General features: G+C 68.5%; 17 protein-coding genes. 10 read left to right on the forward strand and 7 right to left on the reverse strand.

Annotated elements, in window-relative coordinates; translation table 11 throughout:
* The first annotated feature begins 57 nt into the window (after positions 1-57).
* The 5 genes from AB4Y94_RS11915 to AB4Y94_RS11935 all read left to right on the forward strand — a co-directional run bounded on the left by AB4Y94_RS11915 (position 58) and on the right by AB4Y94_RS11935 (position 2713).
* The gene (locus tag AB4Y94_RS11915; RefSeq protein WP_441728039.1) at positions 58-396 is read left to right on the forward strand and encodes a hypothetical protein; all 339 of its coding nucleotides are present in this window, start codon (positions 58-60) and stop codon (positions 394-396) included.
* A gap of 53 nt (positions 397-449) precedes the next feature.
* Positions 450-785: a DUF7882 family protein gene (locus AB4Y94_RS11920; protein ID WP_441728040.1), complete on the forward strand. Its 336-nt coding sequence runs from the start codon at positions 450-452 to the stop codon at positions 783-785.
* A 10-nt stretch (positions 786-795) separates the two neighbouring features.
* The gene (locus AB4Y94_RS11925; protein WP_441728041.1) at positions 796-1554 is read left to right on the forward strand and encodes a GAF and ANTAR domain-containing protein; all 759 of its coding nucleotides are present in this window, start codon (positions 796-798) and stop codon (positions 1552-1554) included.
* 9 nt (positions 1555-1563) lie between these two features.
* Entirely contained in the window at positions 1564-2277 is a 714-nt protein-coding gene (locus tag AB4Y94_RS11930; RefSeq protein ID WP_441728042.1) for a GAF and ANTAR domain-containing protein, read from the forward strand.
* 103 nt (positions 2278-2380) lie between these two features.
* Positions 2381-2713 carry a hypothetical protein gene (locus AB4Y94_RS11935; RefSeq protein WP_441728043.1) on the forward strand — a complete coding sequence of 111 codons (333 nt, stop codon included), beginning with the start codon at positions 2381-2383 and terminating at the stop codon, positions 2711-2713.
* 57 nt (positions 2714-2770) lie between these two features.
* On the opposite strand, the gene AB4Y94_RS11940 is transcribed toward AB4Y94_RS11935, so the two are convergent.
* From AB4Y94_RS11940 to AB4Y94_RS11970, 7 genes are all read right to left on the reverse strand, one after another.
* The gene (locus AB4Y94_RS11940; protein ID WP_441728044.1) at positions 2771-3589 is read right to left on the reverse strand and encodes an HpcH/HpaI aldolase family protein; all 819 of its coding nucleotides are present in this window, start codon (positions 3587-3589) and stop codon (positions 2771-2773) included.
* On the reverse strand, positions 3574-4359 hold the full coding sequence (gene hpaH, locus AB4Y94_RS11945; protein WP_441728045.1) for a 2-oxo-hept-4-ene-1,7-dioate hydratase: 786 nt from the start codon (positions 4357-4359) through the stop codon (positions 3574-3576). The genes AB4Y94_RS11940 and hpaH overlap by 16 nt, the downstream gene beginning before the upstream one ends.
* Positions 4360-4361: 2 nt before the next feature.
* Positions 4362-5447 (reverse strand): 3,4-dihydroxyphenylacetate 2,3-dioxygenase, encoded by a 1086-nt coding sequence (gene hpaD, locus AB4Y94_RS11950; protein WP_441728046.1) that lies wholly within the window; start codon positions 5445-5447, stop codon positions 4362-4364.
* 91 nt (positions 5448-5538) lie between these two features.
* Positions 5539-7086 (reverse strand): 5-carboxymethyl-2-hydroxymuconate semialdehyde dehydrogenase, encoded by a 1548-nt coding sequence (hpaE, locus tag AB4Y94_RS11955; protein WP_441728047.1) that lies wholly within the window; start codon positions 7084-7086, stop codon positions 5539-5541.
* 2 nt (positions 7087-7088) lie between these two features.
* Positions 7089-7874: a GntR family transcriptional regulator gene (locus AB4Y94_RS11960; RefSeq protein WP_441728048.1), complete on the reverse strand. Its 786-nt coding sequence runs from the start codon at positions 7872-7874 to the stop codon at positions 7089-7091.
* Positions 7859-9340, reverse strand: a complete 1482-nt coding sequence (locus AB4Y94_RS11965; RefSeq protein ID WP_441728049.1) for a fumarylacetoacetate hydrolase family protein — start codon at positions 9338-9340, stop codon at positions 7859-7861. The genes AB4Y94_RS11960 and AB4Y94_RS11965 overlap by 16 nt, the downstream gene beginning before the upstream one ends.
* A gap of 178 nt (positions 9341-9518) precedes the next feature.
* Positions 9519-10244 (reverse strand): IclR family transcriptional regulator, encoded by a 726-nt coding sequence (locus tag AB4Y94_RS11970; RefSeq protein WP_441728050.1) that lies wholly within the window; start codon positions 10242-10244, stop codon positions 9519-9521.
* A 209-nt stretch (positions 10245-10453) separates the two neighbouring features.
* On the opposite strand from AB4Y94_RS11970, the gene AB4Y94_RS11975 reads away from it, so the two are divergent.
* The 5 genes from AB4Y94_RS11975 (at position 10454) to AB4Y94_RS11995 (ending at position 16561) form a co-directional block, all read left to right on the forward strand.
* Positions 10454-11953, forward strand: a complete 1500-nt coding sequence (locus AB4Y94_RS11975) for an NAD-dependent succinate-semialdehyde dehydrogenase (RefSeq protein WP_441728051.1) — start codon at positions 10454-10456, stop codon at positions 11951-11953.
* Positions 11954-12669: 716 nt separating this feature from the next.
* On the forward strand, positions 12670-13467 hold the full coding sequence (locus AB4Y94_RS11980) for a TrmH family RNA methyltransferase (RefSeq protein WP_441728052.1): 798 nt from the start codon (positions 12670-12672) through the stop codon (positions 13465-13467).
* A gap of 112 nt (positions 13468-13579) precedes the next feature.
* Positions 13580-14788 (forward strand): thiolase family protein, encoded by a 1209-nt coding sequence (locus AB4Y94_RS11985; protein WP_441728053.1) that lies wholly within the window; start codon positions 13580-13582, stop codon positions 14786-14788.
* A gap of 1 nt (position 14789) precedes the next feature.
* Complete coding sequence (locus AB4Y94_RS11990; RefSeq protein WP_441728054.1) at positions 14790-15557, forward strand: 3-hydroxyacyl-CoA dehydrogenase; 768 nt, start codon at positions 14790-14792, stop codon at positions 15555-15557.
* Between the two features lie 188 nt (positions 15558-15745).
* Positions 15746-16561, forward strand: a complete 816-nt coding sequence (locus AB4Y94_RS11995; RefSeq protein ID WP_441728055.1) for a M23 family metallopeptidase — start codon at positions 15746-15748, stop codon at positions 16559-16561.
* The last annotated feature ends 26 nt before the right edge of the window (positions 16562-16587 follow it).

Below are 16587 nucleotides of genomic sequence, written 5' to 3' on the forward strand. Positions count from 1 at the left end.
TTCTTCCGTGACGTCAACCCCATTGGCCGATGTGGTGACCGGGGTCACAGTGAAGGCATGAAACGGGTTTCCTATGCCGGCGAGTCGTTCCTGACCACCGACTCGGTCGCGGACGCATTGGTGGATCTCACCGCGGCGCTCGGTCGCAGCCAGAACGCCGACGTTGTCGAGGTGCCGGCCGTCGACACGAACGGTGACGTGCTCACGGTGCGGCTGGTGGTCGGGCCGGCCAGCCAGCTTTCCGCGGTCCACGTGGAAAGCGGATACCCGGATCCGGACACCGGCGACACGGTGGGTCGACTTCAAGACCGGGTTCGCACCCTGGACCATCCCAACGTTGCCACTATGACTCCGGCTCCCGACACCTCTATATTCGAGGATGAGGACCTGGAGTAGCTCCGTTCGTCACCGCTTTCGAGCCATCCCGGGGACGAAACAGCGAGGACACCATGGGCAAGCTGATTTACGGTTCGGCGGGCACTGCGATCGAGATCGAGGACCGGGCGCTCGCCCACCTCAAAGTCGCGATCCTGGCCAAATTGCGCCGGGATGAGAAGTTCGCCATGTCGTGGCAACACGGCTCCGAAGGTGGGGGCGGACGGAGCACGATCTGGCTGCATCCGAGCATCCCGCTCCAATTCGTGTTCAACGGCAGCCGGCAGCCGACCCTCAACCGCGCCTGGATCGATGAGTTGCTGGTCACCGCGAACAGCGCAGGCGGACTGCAACTGGTGCCGGAGCCGGAAGAAGGGCACGGCGACCACCCGGGCGACCGGCCGGGCTGAACGCTGGTCGGTGTCGGCTTTCCACGCCGTGGACGCGGCATCGGACTATCCTGAAGACGAGCCAGAGCGAGCGGGCTTCGCCGCTGCCGCGGACGAGCTGTCGAACGCGTATGAGCGTAAGACCAGCCTGTGTGCGCCCTTCGTCGGTGCGCTGCCGGTTGCCGGCGCCGCCGTCTCGATCCTGGGCGAAACGTTCGGAACTGAGACCGTCTGCGCGTCAGACAAGCAGGCTGCACGGCTCGACGAACTCCAGATCGACATCGGTGAGGGACCCTGCTGGCAGGCCCGTTCCACCAGGCGGCCGGTCCTGACGGGCGACGTCCAACGCGGATCCCAATCATCCTGGCCCGTCTTCAGCGAGGCCATCCGGAATGACGGCGTCGGGGCGCTGTTCGCCTTCCCGCTGATCGTGGGTTCCCTCGTCATCGGGGCTGTCGACCTGTACGCGCGGGAACCCGGCTCCCTCACCGAGACCCAAGTCGAAGGGGCGGAGGGGCTGGCCGCGATCGCCGCCAGACAGGTGTTGCGCAAGGCGCTGAGCGAGAGCGATCGGTACGGGTTGGACGACCCCGAAACGGATGCCCGGCTCTCACGACGAGTCGTCCACCAGGCGACCGGGATGGTATTGGCACAGCTGGGCCTCTCGGCGTCCGACGCCTTGATCGTCATCCGGGGCCACGCGTTCTCCGCGGGTCGATCTGTGCGCGAGGTCGCGACTGAAATCGTCGAACGGCGACTTGACCTCTCTTCGAACAACCCTGAGATTTAGGATCGGATCATGGCGGCAAACATGCGCGACACTCAACTCGTCGAGACCTTTGTGACATTGGCCGACACGCTGGTCGTCGGCTACGACGTTGTTGATATGCTCCACACCCTCATGGAGAATTGCGCGATGCTCTTCGGAGCGTCGGCGGGAGGCATCCTGTTGGCCGATGAGAGCGGCGATCTTGAAGTCGTCGCGTCCACCAATGAACGCAGCCGGCTCGTGGAACTCCTGCAACTGCGCCTGGGCGGCGGTCCCTGCTTCGAGTGCTACACCACGGGCCGTTCGGTATCCGTCGACGACCTGCGAGTCCTGACGGAGAAGTGGCCACAGTTCCGGAGTGGTGCGCTGGAGCAGGGATTCATCTCACTCCATGCCGCACCGCTGCGACTACGGGACGACATGATCGGGTCGCTCAACCTGTTCTGGGACGAAACCGGAGGACTCGACGAGCGCGACTCGAGGATGGTGCAGGCGCTCGCCGATGTGGCGACCATCAGCATTCTTCAGGAACGCGCAATCCGTGAGAGCGACCTGGCCAGGCAGCAACTCCAGCATGCGCTCAACAGCCGGGTCACGATCGAGCAGGCCAAGGGAGTGGTGGCCCACCGGCGCCAGGTCGACATGGACGAGGCCTTCACTGTCCTTCGTGACTATGCCCGGTCGCACCGGCTCCCACTGGTGCAGGTCGCGGACGATGTGGTCAGGCATTCGTTTGACCTGTAGCAATTGAATGTCCCCGGTGCGTATTGTCGGGCCCGGGAGTAAAATCTGGATAGAGCCCCTGACCCCGGCTTGATGTTCGCATCGAGAGCAACGGAGGTCCGACATGATGCGCATCTTTCATACCGGTGGGTCGATTCTGACGGGTAGTGATATCGGCAGCGCACTGATGGATTATTCGAACGCCCTCCCGAGTCGGCGCACGAACGATCTGGTCGATATTCCGATCATCGACGAGGGAGGAGTTCCGGTGAGGGCACAGCTCACCGTCGGTTACGGCAGTCCGCTGGTGAGCGTGCCGGCGTCCGTCGACACGCCGGAACTCGTGGATCCGGACGAAGTCGACTTCCTGGCCAGCCACACCACTCCACAGCCGGTGCAACGGGGAGAGCCGATGAACGAGGAGAATTTGGCACTGATCACCGAACTGGGTTGGTGAAGCGCACCAACCCCTGGGGCGGTCGCGTATTCGGGTCGTGACCGCCCCCTCTCCTGTTCAGTAGCTGGGCCGTGGTTCCGCTTCGGCGCCCGGGCCTGCGCCCATGAAGGTCTCCGCGAGTTTCTCTGATGCCCGGGCGAGAATCGCCACATCCGCGCCCACCAGCACGAAGTCGGCCCCTGCGTCGAGGTAGCGCCCTGCCGTGGCCGGCGCGAACGCGTTGACGCCCACGGGTTTGCCGAGCGCGGACACCGTGCGGATGCAGTGCGAGACGGCCGCGATGACGTCGGGGTGGTCCTGCTGGCCGAGCAGGCCCATGGACGCCGCAAGGTCCGACGGGCCGACGAAGAGGCCGTCGATGCCCGTGACGGCGGCGATCTCGGCGACGTTCGCCACGGCATCCGTTGTCTCGATCTGTACGAACAGGGCAATCGTCTCGTTGGCATTGGCAAGATAATCCTCGATGCGGTTCCAGCGCGAAGCCCGGGCGAGGGCGCTGCCGACCCCGCGGACGCCCTGCGGCGGGTACCGCACCGCTGCCACCATGTCGCGGGCCTGGTCGGCGGTGTCGATCATCGGGATCAGCAGGTTCTGCGCACCGAGGTCGAGGAGTTGCTTCACGATGACGCGCTCTCCGGTCGGGGCGCGCACCAGCGGAACGATCGGGTACCCGTGCACGGCCTGCAACTGGCTGAGCGTCGACTCCAGCCCGTTCGGGCTGTGTTCGGTGTCGATCAGCAGCCAGTCGAGCCCGCTTCCCGCGCAGATCTCGGCGACGAGGGGACTACCGGAGCACACCCACATCCCGATCTGCGGCCGGGTCGCGCTCGCCAGCGCGTCGCGGAAGGTGCGCTCGGCGCTCACTCGAATCGGCATGTGATTGCTCCTAGTGGTCCATAGTCGGCGTGCACGGTGTCGCCCTTCTCCACCCACATCGGCCGGGTGAACGAGCCGGCCAGGATGATCTCGCCGGCCTTCAGACCGGCGCCGTGCTGGGCGAGTTTGTTGGCCAGCCAGTAGACGCCCGCAGCGGGGTGACCGAGCACCGCCGCGGCCACTCCCGTCTCCTCGATGGTCTGGTTGCGGTAGAGCAGGGCTGACACCCAGCGCAGGTCGACGTCCCCGACCTTCACCGGGTTGCCGCCGAGCACCATGCCGCCCATCGCCGCGTTGTCCGAGATGGTGTCGACGATGGTGCGGCCCGCCATCTCGATGCGGGAGCTGAGGATCTCGAGGGCCGGCACGACATAGTCCGTCGCAGCCAGCACGTCGAAGATCGTGCAGTCGGGCCCGCTGAGCGGCTTGCCGAGCACGAACGCCAGTTCGACCTCGATCCGCACGTTCGAGAAGCTGTCGAAGCGGATGCTCGCACCGTTCTGGTGGACTTCGTCACCGAAGATCACGCCGTAGTCGGGTTCGGTGATGCCGGTGGCAACCTGCATGACCTTGGAGGTGAGGCCGATCTTGCGTCCGACGAGACGGCGGCCGGCCGCGACACCGCGTTCCGCCCACAGTCTTTGCACGGCATAGGCGTCGTCGACCGTCATGCCGGGATGGCGAACGGTCAGCAGGGGGACGGTGGCCCGGGTTCTACCGGCCTCCACGAGTTCGTCGGCGATCTCCCCAATGACTGATGAATCAAGCATTTCTAGAGCGTGTTCCCGAGCTTGAAGCCCTTTTCGGTGTCATCTTTGCGAGTGTACGAGAACCCGTCCGCGCCGATCGTGACATCGAGTTCGCCCGGGTCGTGGCGGGTGACCAGAGGCTGCGGTGTACCGTCCAGGTCGAGCACCGGGGAGGCATCGGTGTACCAGCTCGGGACAACCGGGTTACCCCACCAGTCGCGACGCTGGTTGTCGTGCACATCCCAGGTGACGACGGGGTTATCCGGGTCGCCGGTGTAGTAGTCCTGGGTGTAGATCTCGATCCGGTGACCGTCGGGGTCGCGAAGGTAGAGGTAGAACGCGTTGGAGACGCCGTGGCGTCCGGGGCCGCGTTCGATCAGGTCCGACTTCCGCAGCGCGCCGAGTTTGTCGCAGATGTAGAGGATGTTGTGCTTCTCGTGCGTCGAGAACGCGATGTGATGCATCCGCGGACCGTCGCCGCCGGTGAGCGCGGTGTCGTGCACGGTGTCCTTCCGGCGCATCCAGGCGGCGTAGGTCACACCGTCTTCATCCTGGATGTCCTCGGTGACCCGGAAGCCGAGGTCTTCCATGTACTTGCGGGCGCGGGGCACGTCTGGCGTGACCTGGTTGAAGTGGTCCAGACGCACCAGGGCGCCCGGGCCGTACAATTCGTAGCGCCAGGCGAGGCGCTCGACGTGCAGGGCGTCGTAGAAGAACTCATACGGGAAGCCGAGCGGGTCCTCGACCCGCACCGAGTCGCCGATGCCCGTCACGAACCCCTCCGAGCGGCGCTCGACGCGGCATCCGAGTTCGGTGTAGAACGCGACCGCCAGGTCGAGGTCCTTCGGGCTCCGCACCCGGTAGGAGAACGCGGCGGCGGCGGCGACCGGCCCCTCCTTCAGCACCAGGTTGTGGTGGATGAACTCCTCGAATGAGCGGAGGTAGATCTCGGTGTCCGTCTCCTCGGTCACGTACAGCCCGAGGATGTCGACATAGAACTCACGCGACTTCGCGAGGTCGGTGACGATCAGCTCCATGTAGGCGCAGCGCAGGATGTCCGGCGGCACAGAGGACGGCGTGGGGATGGGGTTGGGATTGTGGTCGGCCATGGGGTCTCCTCGTTGAGTGGGTCGCGGTGATCGAGCTTGTCGCGGTGATCGAGCCTGTCGCGATCGGGTCTCGACAGGCTCGACCACCGTCTCAGTGGGCGCCGAAGCGGGCGGTGTGCACCTCCCCCAGGGTGATGTGCACGGCCTGCTGCTCGGTGTAGAAGTCGATCGACCGGTATCCGCCCTCGTGGCCGAGGCCTGATGCCTTCACCCCGCCGAACGGTGTGCGGAGGTCGCGCACGTTGTGCGAGTTCAGCCAGACCATGCCAGAGTCGACGGACTGCGCGAACCTGTGCGCGCGTTCGAGGGTGCTGGTCCAGATGTACGCCGCCAGGCCGTACTTGACGCCGTTGGCCAGCGCCAGGGCCTCCTCCTCGGTGTCGAACGGCGTGATCGCCACCACCGGCCCGAAGATCTCCTCCTGGAAGATGCGGGCGCTCGGCGCGACATCGGCGAAGACGGTGGGGGAGACGTAGTTGCCGCCGGCCAGCCAGTCGGGCAGTCCTTCCGGGCGTCCGCCGCCGGCCAGCAGCCGGCCCTCGCCCTTGCCGATCTCGACATAGCTCATCACCTTGTCGTAGTGCTCGGGGTGCACGAGCGCGCCGACCTCCGTCGCCGGGTCATGCGGGTCGCCGACGACGATGTGTGCGGCGCGGGCGGCGTAGCGCTCGCAGAAGTCGTCGTAGATGCTCCGTTCCACGAGGATGCGCGACCCGGCGGTGCAGCGCTCGCCGTTCAACGAGAAGACGCCGAACAGGGTCGAATCGATGGCCGCATCGAGGTCGGCGTCGGCGAAGACGACGGCCGGCGATTTTCCGCCGAGTTCCATCGACATGCCCTTGAGGTTGGCGGCGCAGTTGCGATAGATGGTCTGCCCCGTTGTGGTCTCGCCGGTGAACGAGATGAGCGGCACACCTGGGTGCTTCACCAGCGCATCCCCCGCCTCCTCGCCGAGACCGTTGACCAGGTTGAACACCCCCTCCGGCACCCCTGCATCGCGGAAGATCTCCGCCCACAGGCTCGCCGACAGCGGCGTGAACTCGGCAGGTTTCAGTACCACGGTGCAGCCGGACGCCAGCGCGGGGGCGAGCTTCCAACTTTCCAGCATGAACGGCGTGTTCCACGGGGTGATCAGCCCGGCCACGCCCACCGGCTTGCGGTTGACGTAGTTGAGCTGGCGACCCGGAACCGAGAAGGCGTCGTCGGTCTGCGCAACGATCAGGTCGGCGAAGAACCGGAAGTTCTCGGCCGCCCGCTGCGCCTGGCCGAGGGCCTGCGTGATCGGCAGCCCGGTGTCGAAGCACTCGAGCTCGGCGAGCCGGGCATCCTGGGCTTCGATGGCGTCGGCGATCCGGTTCAGCACCCGGGCGCGAGCGCGGGGAAGCATCCGTGGCCAGGGGCCGTTCCTGAATGCGTCGGTCGCCGCTCTGACGGCGAGGTCGATGTCTTCCTTCTGCCCGGCGGCAGCCGTGGCGTAGGTCTGGTTCGACACCGGGTCGAGCACGTCGAATGTCGCGCCGCCCAGGCTGTCGACGAACTCGCCGTTGATGAAGTGACGGATGCTCGTTGGCAGGTTCTCGGGGAAATAGTGGGTGGTCCGCACGGATGCGGTCTGCCCGGGCGCGGTCGGCTGGGCCATGGTCAGGCTCTCTTTCGTGTTGCGGCGGTCGGGTCAGCGGAGAGGGGCGTGGCCTCTGGCGCCTGGTGTGAGGCCTGGTAGGCGAGGAAGGCATCCAGCGTGCCGGTGCGGTGGCCGCGCGCGGCCAACTCGAGCACGAGCGCATCCGCTCCGGACTCGATCAGGCGCAGCAGGTTCTCGTGCTCCGCGACGGATTCGCGAGCCCGACCGGGCACGAAGCTGAACGTCGAGTCGCGCAGGACATTCATCCGGTTCCAGCCGCGGTGCACGAGGTCGAGGATGTGCGGGTTCGGGCAGTCCTCGAACAGGATCGAATGGAACTCGAGGTTGAGTTCGGTGAACCGGTGCGGATCGAGGTCGTCGAGGGAGGCGTTCATCGCCTGGTTGACCGTGCGGGCTCGTGCGATGTCGACGGCGGTGATGAAAGGCGCGGACAGGGCGGTCGCGACGCCCTCGACGACGCTCAGGGTCTGCATCGTGAAGAGGTATTCGGTCTCCTCGATCATTGCGACCTGGGCGCCCACATTGCGCTCGAAGGTAACGAGTCTCTCGGCCTCCAGCCGGCGGACGGCCTCCCGCACCGGAACGACGCTGATGCCCAATTCCTTGCCGATGGTGCCGAGCACCAGCCGGTATCCCGGCGTGAAGGTGCCGTCGGTGATGCGTGCCTTGATCCACTGGTAGGCCAGCTGCGACTTGCTGACGCCGGTGGTCGAGCGGGCGCCGGTGGTCGGCACGGTGCCGTCCTGGGGGTGCCGAAGTGTCCAGTCCGCTACTTCCGCAGCCATTCCTGGTACCGTCCCTTCCACTCCGCGTTCATCGGATACAGTCCATCGACTCCCTCACCGGCCGCGACCATGAGGGCGATGAAGGTTTCCTCGCGCTCCTGCTCGATCGCGTCTGCGACGACTTCCTCGATCAGCCGCGCCGGGATCACCAGCACCCCGTCGGCGTCGCCGACGATCACGTCACCGGGCTGCACGGCCGCGCCGCCGCAGGCGATGGTGAGGTCGGTGTCCCAGGGCACATGCCTGCGGCCGAGCACCGCCGGATGCGCGTTGGCGAAGTACGTGGGGATCTCGAGGGCGGAGACGGCGGCCACGTCGCGTACCCCGCCATCCGTTACCAGGCCGGCAGCGCCGTTGACCTGGGCACGGAGGGCGAGGATGTCGCCGACCGTGCCGGTGCCGGTCTCGCCGCGGGCCTCGATCACCAGCACGTCGCCCGGACCCAGCGAATCGAAGGCGCGCTTTTGTGCGTTGTAGCCGCCGCCGTGGGAAGCGAAGAGATCCTCCCGGTTGGGAATGAACCGCAGGGTGCGTGCCAGGCCGACCAGGCGAGCGGTCGGCCGGGTGGACTGGAGCCCGTCGATCGAAACGTTGTTCAGCCCCCGCTTGCGCAGCTGGGCGCTGAGGGTGGCGGTGCCGACGGAGTTGATTTTCGCCTTCAATTCGTCGGTGAGGAGGGCGGACGGGCGGGTCTCGACAGGCTCGACCACCGGGAGCCCGGCAGCCTCCGCGGACCCCCATGCCTCGGCCCGCTGCAGGTCGTCGATCTGGGGGCCGGCGCCGAATTCGGCCATCGGAACCGTGCCCGCGACGACCGGCGTGACCAGTCGCCCGGTGCTGGGCGCGCCGGGCGCGGTCGGGGCATCCACTTCGACCTCGACGACGTCGCCGGGCTGGACCACGGAGGATCCGGCTGGCGTTCCGGTGAGGATCACGTCGCCCGGCTCCAGCGTCATCAACTGCGAGAGGTCGGCGACCAGTCGGCCGAACGGGAAGGCCAATTCCGACGTCGTGTCCTCCTGCACCAACTCGCCGTTGACCCAGGTGCGCACGCGGAGGGCATCCGGTTCGACGTCTGATGCGTTGATCACCGCCGGGCCGAGCGGGGTGAACCCGTCGCCGCCCTTGGACTTCAGGTTCGAGCCCTTGTCGGCGTGGCGCAGGTCGTAGACGCCGAAGTCGTTCGCGGCGGTGACGCCCGAGACCGCGGCCCAGCCCTCCTCCGGGTTCACCCGACGGATGCTCCGGCCGATGACCAGGGCGATCTCACCCTCGAAGGCGAGCAGCTCGGTGCCGGCCGGGCGTTCGATCGGGGTGCCGGATGCGCTCACCGACGTGCCCGGCTTCAGGAAATAGGAGGGCTGCTCCGGAACGCGGCCGCGCTGCGCGATGCGGGAGGGATAGTTCAGGTGCAGTGCGATCACCTTCCCCGGGGTCACGGCGAATGGTGTGGGGTCCTGCGACATGAGTTCCTCTCGCGGCGCTGCGTTCGTATTTCAAATGATATACGATCGCGCGGCGAATGCAAGGGTTCCTGTTGGGGGCCCCAGGGGTGCCCGTTCGGGCCTGCGCCGGGCGCGCGTCGGGGCCTGCGGGGTGCACCTTCGGGCCTGCAGAGGTGCCGGTTCGGGCCGCCGCCGTGACTCAGCCGAGGTCGGTGCGGATGGCCGCCGCTGCAACGGCGAGCCGGGCTGCGGCGGTGGCGGCGTCCTGGCCGTTGGCGATGTACACCACCGCCACGGCGGCCGGCGCCCGGCCGGGGAGCACCAGCGGCACCGCCACAGAGGACATCCCGGGGATCACCTCGTCATGGCTGCGCGCGAAGCCGATCTCACGGACCTCCCGCGCGGCATCCGAACGCACCTCGCTCGGGGCCAGCATCGCCAATTGGGCGGCGCTCAAGCTGGACTGGATCGCGATACCCGGCGCACCGACAGCGAGCGGATGCCGCGTGCCCGGCCGCTGCGCGACGGTCGCGTGGGCGTGCCTCGGCTCGACACTGACCAGCGTGACGACCTCGTCGCGGTCGAGCACCGCCACGAACGCCGTCATCCCGAGCTCATTGGCCACCGCGGTCAGTTCGGGCAGCGCAGCGGCCTGCAGGTCGCGGGAGACGCCCCGGGCGAGAGCGGCCATGCGGGGTCCGAGCAGCACCGCACCGGCGGCATCCCGAATGACGAGACCATGATCTTCCAGCGTCCGAAGGATGCGGTAGGCGATCGAACGGTGCACGCCCAGGGCTGCGGAGAGCTCGGCGATGCTCAGCGGGGTGTCCGACTCCGCGAGGATCTCCAGCACGCGGATGCCGCGCGACAGGGTCTGCGAATGCGGCGTCGTGGCAGCGGCGCGCGCAGCGGGGGAGGAGGTCACGTCGGTATTCTCCCATCGACGGCGGAGCGTCCCTCTATCGAACGCGAAGTTCTATTATCGAATTTGAGCTGCCCGCGCCTTGCGCACATCGTCCGGCGCTCACTGCGGTTGTGTGCCGGCTGAAGCCGTCGCATCCGCTGCACCAATGCGGTCGCGGAGTCGGACGGCCTAAGCCGATAGATTTGACCCAGACTTTTCAAGGAGGAAACATGTCCCAGACCACGGTAGAGAGCACCACGTCGAACGCGGAGGCAGCGCTTCTCGCGCGCGTGCCCGGCCAGCTGTTCATCAATGGGGAGTGGGTGGACGCTGTGGGTGGGCGCACCCTCACCGTGCAGGACCCGGCGACCGGCAAGGTCGTCAAGACCATCGCCGATGCATCTGTCGCCGATGGCGCGGCGGCCCTCGACGCGGCCGTCGCCGCGCAGGAGAGCTGGGCGGCGACTCCGCCGCGGGTGCGCGGGGAGATCCTGCGCCGCACCTTCGACCTGCTGCAGGAGCGCAAGGACGACTTCGCACTGCTGATGACCCTGGAGATGGGGAAGCCGCTGGCCGAGTCGCTCGGCGAGGTCGCCTACGGGGGCGAGTTCCTGCGCTGGTTCAGCGAGGAGGCGGTGCGGATCACCGGCCGCTACGGGACCAACCCGGAGGGCACCGGGCGGATGATCGTGTCGCAGCATCCGGTCGGCCCGTGCTACCTGATCACCCCGTGGAACTTCCCCCTCGCCATGGCCACCCGCAAGATCGCTCCCGCGCTCGCCGCGGGCTGCACCGTCGTGATCAAGCCGGCGGCGCTGACCCCGCTGAGCACCCTGTTCCTGGTGGCGCTGCTGGCCGAGGCGGGCCTCCCCGCGGGCGTGGTCAATGTGATCACGACATCGCAGACGTCAGAGGTGTCCGCGCCGATCATCGCCGACCCGCGACTGCGCAAGCTCTCGTTCACCGGCTCGACGCCGGTCGGGCAGAACCTGATCAAGCAGTCGGCGCAGGGAGTGCTGCGCACCTCGATGGAGCTCGGCGGCAACGCCCCGTTCGTCGTGTTCGAGGACGCCGACCTGGACAAGGCCGTCGCCGGCGCGATCGCGGCCAAATTCCGCAACATCGGGCAGGCCTGCACCGCCGCGAACCGGTTCATCGTGCACGAGTCGATCGCCGACGAGTTCGCCCGCCGCGTCACCGACAAGGTCAAGGCGTTCACGATCGGCCGTGGCACCGAAGACGGCGTGACCATCGGGCCGCTGATCGACGACAAGGCGGTCGCGAAGGCTGCGGCGCTGGTCCAGGACGCCGTCGGTCGTGGCGCGACCCTGCTCACCGGCGGGTCGGCCATCGAGGGCGAGGGAACGTTCTACGAGCCGACCGTGATCTCCGGGGTGAAACCGGGAAGCGACATCCTGCGCGAAGAGATCTTCGGGCCGGTGCTCTCGATCACCCCGTTCACCGACGAGGACGATGCCGTGCGCATCGCCAACGACACCGAATACGGGCTGGTCAGTTACGTGTACACCCGGGACCTCGCACGTGGGCAGCGGATGATCGATCGCCTCCAGACCGGCATGATGGGCCTGAACCTGGGCGTGATCTCCAACGCCGCGGCGCCGTTCGGCGGGGTCAAGCAGTCCGGGCTCGGCCGAGAGGGCGGTTTCGAGGGAATCCACGAGTACCTCTCCACGAAGTACACGCTGACGCCCGACCCATTCGCTGTCTGACTGGCGCCTCCGGCGCCCGGAGGGCACGCGCCCTCCGGGCGCTGCTGGGTGATTCCGGGCGGTGCCCCGCTGCCGCCGCGCCCCCCGGTTCTGCCGCCGCGACAGGACGGCTGCGCTGAGGCGGCTCTGTGCTTTCGCCGGGCTTCGGGCCGGGCCCGCTGCCGTGGCCGCCGCCCCCCCCGTGCGTAACTCCTGCAATTCGTCGACGGCGGGTCTCCACTTCCGCTTCATTCCGAGAATATAGTTCCGGTGGGACCGCGGATAGCAGGAGTTATGCACGTGGCCCTCGGATGACGCGTGCCACGATGCCAGTCCCGTGACAGGACGGCTGCGCTGAGGCGACTCCGTGCTGCCGCCGTGCTTCCGGGCCGGGCCCCGCTGCCGTGGCCGCCGCCCCCGTGCTGCCGTCGTGCGTCCGGGCAGGGCCCCGCTGCCGTGGCCGCCGCCCCCGTGCTGCCGTCGTGCGTCCGGTATTGCTGCCGGGCTTCCGGGCCGGGCCCCGCTGCCGTGATTGCCGCCCCGGTGCGCAACTCCTGCAATTCGTCGACGGCGGGTCTCCACTTCCGCTGCATTCCGCGGATGTTGTTCCCGTGGAATCGCGGATAGCAGGAGTTATGCACGTGGCCCTCGGATGACGCGTGCCACGACGCTTGGCCGGGACAGGACCGCTGCGCTGAGGCGGCTTCGCCCCACCGCCGCCTCGGTAGGATTCTGGGGTGCCCGTGATCGAGATCAGTGACCTCAGCGATCCGCGGCTGGCCGACTATTCCCACCTCACCGATGTCGCGCTCAAGAAGGCGCGCGGCAGCGAGCACGGCCTCTATCTGGCCGAATCGGCGCTCGTGCTCGAGCGCGCGCTCGCCTCCGGCCACCTCCCGCGCTCGGTGCTCGCCCTCGGCGGCACGGTCGATGAGGCGGTCGCCCTGGTCGGCGCCACCGTCCCGGTGTTCTCCGGACCCGGCGAGCTCCTCGCCGAACTCACCGGCTACATCCTGCACCGCGGCCTGATCGCTTCCATGCACCGGCCGGCGCTGCCGGACCCCGACGAACTCCTCGAGCATGCCCGGCGCATCGTGATCCTCGAAAACGTCGCGGACCCCACCAACGTGGGCGCCATTTTCCGTTCAGCCGGCGCTATCGGCGCGGACGCCGTCCTGGTCACCCCGCGCTGCTCCGACCCGTTCTACCGCCGCGCCATCCGCGTCTCGATGGGCACCGTGCTCCAAGTGCCGTGGACTCGTGCCGGCGACTGGGCCGCCACCCGCGAGTTACTCAGCCGGCACGGCTTCCACGTCGCCGCGCTGGCATTGACGGCGGATGCCGTCAGCCTCCGCGATTTCGACGGCTCGTCCCACGAACGGCTGGCTTTGGTCCTCGGCGCTGAGGGCCCCGGCCTCACCGAGGAGGCCCTGGCCGCGGCGGACACTGTGGTGCAGATCCCGATGAAGCACGGCATCGATTCGCTCAATGTCGCCGCAGCCAGCGCAGTCGCCATGTGGGCCCTCTCCGGCTGACCGCTCCCGGAGGCAGCTACGAGCGCCGCCGGCGTGCGCCGCCCGCCTGAGCGCCGCCGGCTCTCGCCCACCGCCCTGCTCGCCGCGCGGCAGTCGGCCTAGGCTGGGCCTCATGAGCAACGATGCAGTCATCATCGATGTGGTTCGCACCCCCTCCGGCCGGGGCAAGCCCGGTGGCGCCCTCTCCGGCGTGCACCCGGCCGACCTCCTGGCCGGCGTGCTCGCCGAACTGGTCAGCCGCAACGACCTCGACCCGGCGCTTGTCGACGACGTGATCGGCGGATGCGTCAGCCAGGTCGGCGAGCAGAGCTACAACATCTCGCGCACCGCGTTGTTGTCTGCTGGCTTCCCGGAGACTGTGCCGGGGACCACCATCGACCGGCAGTGCGGCTCCAGCCAGCAGGCTGCGACCTTCGCGGCCCAGGGCGTGATTGCCGGGCAGTACGAGGTGGTCATCGCCTGCGGGGTGGAGTCGATGAGCCGGGTTCCGCTCGGCTCGTCGAGGGACGACGGCGACGGTGATGGCGACGGCAGGCCGGACCCGTTCGGCACGCTGATGCACGAGCGCTACCCCGAAGGCCTGGTCAGCCAGGGCGTCTCCGCCGAACTGATCAGCGCCCAGTGGGGCCTCAGCCGCGAACAGCTCGACAACTTCGCCGCGCGCTCGCACCGGCTGGCCACCGTCACCTCCGACAGCGGCAACTTCGCCAATGAGATCGTCGCGGTCACTACTCCGGACGGCACCGTCGTCACCACCGACGAGACAATCCGGGTCGGCACAACGGCCAACGGCCTGGCCGGACTGAAGCCCTCCTTCTACACGCCGCTCCTGGCTGAGCGTTTTCCGAAACTGGATTGGAAGATCACCGCGGGCAATTCCTCACCGCTGACCGACGGCGCATCCGCTGCCCTGATCATGAGCGCCGACCGCGCCGCCGGGCTCGGGCTCATCCCGCGCGCCCGGTTCCACAGCTTCGCCGTCACCGGGAGCGACCCGCTGCTCATGCTGACCGGGGTCATCCCGGTGACCAGGCGGATCCTCGAGCGGTCCGGCCTCGGCATCGGCGACCTCGACGTGTACGAGGTGAACGAGGCGTTCGCCTGCGTCCCACTGGCCTGGCAGCGGGACGTCGGCGCTGATCCCGACAAGGTCAACCCGAGCGGCGGCGCGATCGCGCTCGGGCATGCGCTCGGCTCTTCCGGCACCCGGCTGCTCGGCACGCTGCTCAACGAGCTCGAGTCCTTCGGCGGGCGCTACGGCCTGCAGACCATGTGTGAGGGCGGCGGAATGGCCAACGCCACCATCATCGAGAGGCTCTGAGGTGTTGATCCACGGATGCTCCGCGCTGGTCACCGGAGCCGCGTCCGGCCTCGGACTGGCCACCGCCACCGCGCTGCACGACGCCGGGGCGGCCGTCGTTCTGCTGGACCTGCCCGGCGCCCCCGGGAACGAGATCGTCGCGGCGCTCGGCTCCCGCGCCGTGTTCGTCGCCGGCGATGTCACCAGCGCGGGCGACGTGCACAACGCCGTCGAGGCGGCGACCGTGCTCGGCCCCCTGCGCATCGTGGTGAACTGCGCCGGTATCGCGCCGAGCGCCCGGACTGTCGGCCGCGACGGCCCGCAGCCGCTGGAGGACTTCGAGCGGGTGATCCGGGTGAACCTGGTCGGAACCTACAACGCCATCCGGCTGGCCGCTGCCGCGATGCAGGCCACCGAGCCGGTCGGGCCGACTCCGGAACGCGGGGTGATCGTGAACACCGCATCCGTCGCCGCGTTCGACGGGCAGATCGGGCAGGCTGCGTACTCGGCGTCGAAGGGTGCTGTCGCCGCTATGACCCTGCCGCTGGCCCGGGAATTCGCCAAGTCGCTGATCCGGGTGATGACCATCGCGCCGGGTACCTTCGACACCCCGATGCTGCGCGCCTTGCCACAGGAGGTCCGCGATTCACTCGGGGCCGAGGTACCGCACCCGGCGCGCCTCGGGGACCCGGCAGAGTACGCCGCCCTGGTGCGGCACATCATCGAGAACCCGATGCTGAACGGGGAGACCATCCGGCTCGACGGCGCGATCCGGATGCAGCCCCGGTAACCTCTCGTCCGGCCAGCGGATGCGCCCGGCCCGGTCGTACCGGACGGGATCGTGGCCGGACGGGATCGTGGCCGGTCAGGGGTTTTTCAGGCCCGCAGCGTACCGTATTCGGATACCCGTTGCGCACGCCCGGCCTTTCGCGCCACTCGCTGCGCCATCCACCCCGACCCACACCTCGTCGCACCATCATGCCCCCTACCTCCTCCCTGCCCTCTGCCCGCACGCCCAGGCACGCTTCGCCCAGCGACGTCCCCACCCGTCCCCGTGGCCGCACCCGGTCTGCGCGGAGCGCCGGCATTCGGCACCAGGACTCGCTCCGTTCGCCGCTGCGGACCCGCCTCGCCGCCGGCGGCGCCATGCTCGCGGTGGCCCTGATGGCCATCACCTGCTCGGTCCCGGCCGCGGCCGCCAGCGCCCAGGTACTTGCCACCGCGCCGGCCGGCGCCGTCGTCGCGGCCGTGCAAACCCTCGAATCCGGCACCGGCTCGCCCGCGCTGGTTGCCCACGACGGCTACACCGTCGCCGTTCCCCCGCCGCTGGCCGTCCCGGCCGCTGCGCCCGCCGCGTACACCGCCTCCGGCCTCGTACTGTGGCCGGTGTCAGCGTCCACGGCCGTCAGCGGGAGCTATGGTCCCCGCGAAGCCCCGTGCGCGGGCTGCTCGACGTTCCACAAGGGCGCCGACCTCACTCCCGGCGTCGGGTCCCCGATCCAGGTCATCGCCGACGGCGTCGTCCGCTCCGTCTCCGCCGTTGACGACGGCGGCCTCGGCGTGCACGCGGTCATCGACCACATCATCGGCGGACGCCAGGTCAGCAGCGTCTATGGGCACATGATCCGGGGCTCGCTCCAGTTGAGCGCGGGCCAGGCCGTCACGGCCGGCGAACTCGTCGGCAATGTCGGAAGCACCGGGCAAAGCACCGGGCCGCACCTGCACTTCGAGATCCTGCTCGGGGGAACCGAGCCCACCGACCCGTTGGCCTGGTTGGCCGTGTACGCCAGCTGAAGAAAGTGGCTCTTGCACATCTAGGC

It is taken from the genome of Glaciibacter sp. 2TAF33 (assembly GCF_052114945.1).
Taxonomy (GTDB): domain Bacteria; phylum Actinomycetota; class Actinomycetes; order Actinomycetales; family Microbacteriaceae; genus Cryobacterium.

Excerpts from the sequence above, each read along its gene's own strand:
- hpaH (WP_441728045.1), bottom strand. The coding sequence starts at position 4,359 with ATGCTTGATTCATCAGTCATTGGGGAGATCGCCGACGAACTCGTGGAG.
- AB4Y94_RS11915 (WP_441728039.1), top strand. The coding sequence starts at position 58 with ATGAAACGGGTTTCCTATGCCGGCGAGTCGTTCCTGACCACCGACTCG.
- AB4Y94_RS11930 (WP_441728042.1), top strand. The coding sequence starts at position 1,564 with ATGGCGGCAAACATGCGCGACACTCAACTCGTCGAGACCTTTGTGACA.
- AB4Y94_RS11920 (WP_441728040.1), top strand. The coding sequence starts at position 450 with ATGGGCAAGCTGATTTACGGTTCGGCGGGCACTGCGATCGAGATCGAG.
- AB4Y94_RS11995 (WP_441728055.1), top strand. The coding sequence starts at position 15,746 with ATGCCCCCTACCTCCTCCCTGCCCTCTGCCCGCACGCCCAGGCACGCT.
- AB4Y94_RS11940 (WP_441728044.1), bottom strand. The coding sequence starts at position 3,589 with ATGCCGATTCGAGTGAGCGCCGAGCGCACCTTCCGCGACGCGCTGGCG.
- AB4Y94_RS11985 (WP_441728053.1), top strand. The coding sequence starts at position 13,580 with ATGAGCAACGATGCAGTCATCATCGATGTGGTTCGCACCCCCTCCGGC.
- AB4Y94_RS11960 (WP_441728048.1), bottom strand. The coding sequence starts at position 7,874 with ATGGCTGCGGAAGTAGCGGACTGGACACTTCGGCACCCCCAGGACGGC.
- AB4Y94_RS11935 (WP_441728043.1), top strand. The coding sequence starts at position 2,381 with ATGATGCGCATCTTTCATACCGGTGGGTCGATTCTGACGGGTAGTGAT.
- hpaE (WP_441728047.1), bottom strand. The coding sequence starts at position 7,086 with ATGGCCCAGCCGACCGCGCCCGGGCAGACCGCATCCGTGCGGACCACC.
- AB4Y94_RS11965 (WP_441728049.1), bottom strand. The coding sequence starts at position 9,340 with ATGTCGCAGGACCCCACACCATTCGCCGTGACCCCGGGGAAGGTGATC.
- hpaD (WP_441728046.1), bottom strand. The coding sequence starts at position 5,447 with ATGGCCGACCACAATCCCAACCCCATCCCCACGCCGTCCTCTGTGCCG.
- AB4Y94_RS11975 (WP_441728051.1), top strand. The coding sequence starts at position 10,454 with ATGTCCCAGACCACGGTAGAGAGCACCACGTCGAACGCGGAGGCAGCG.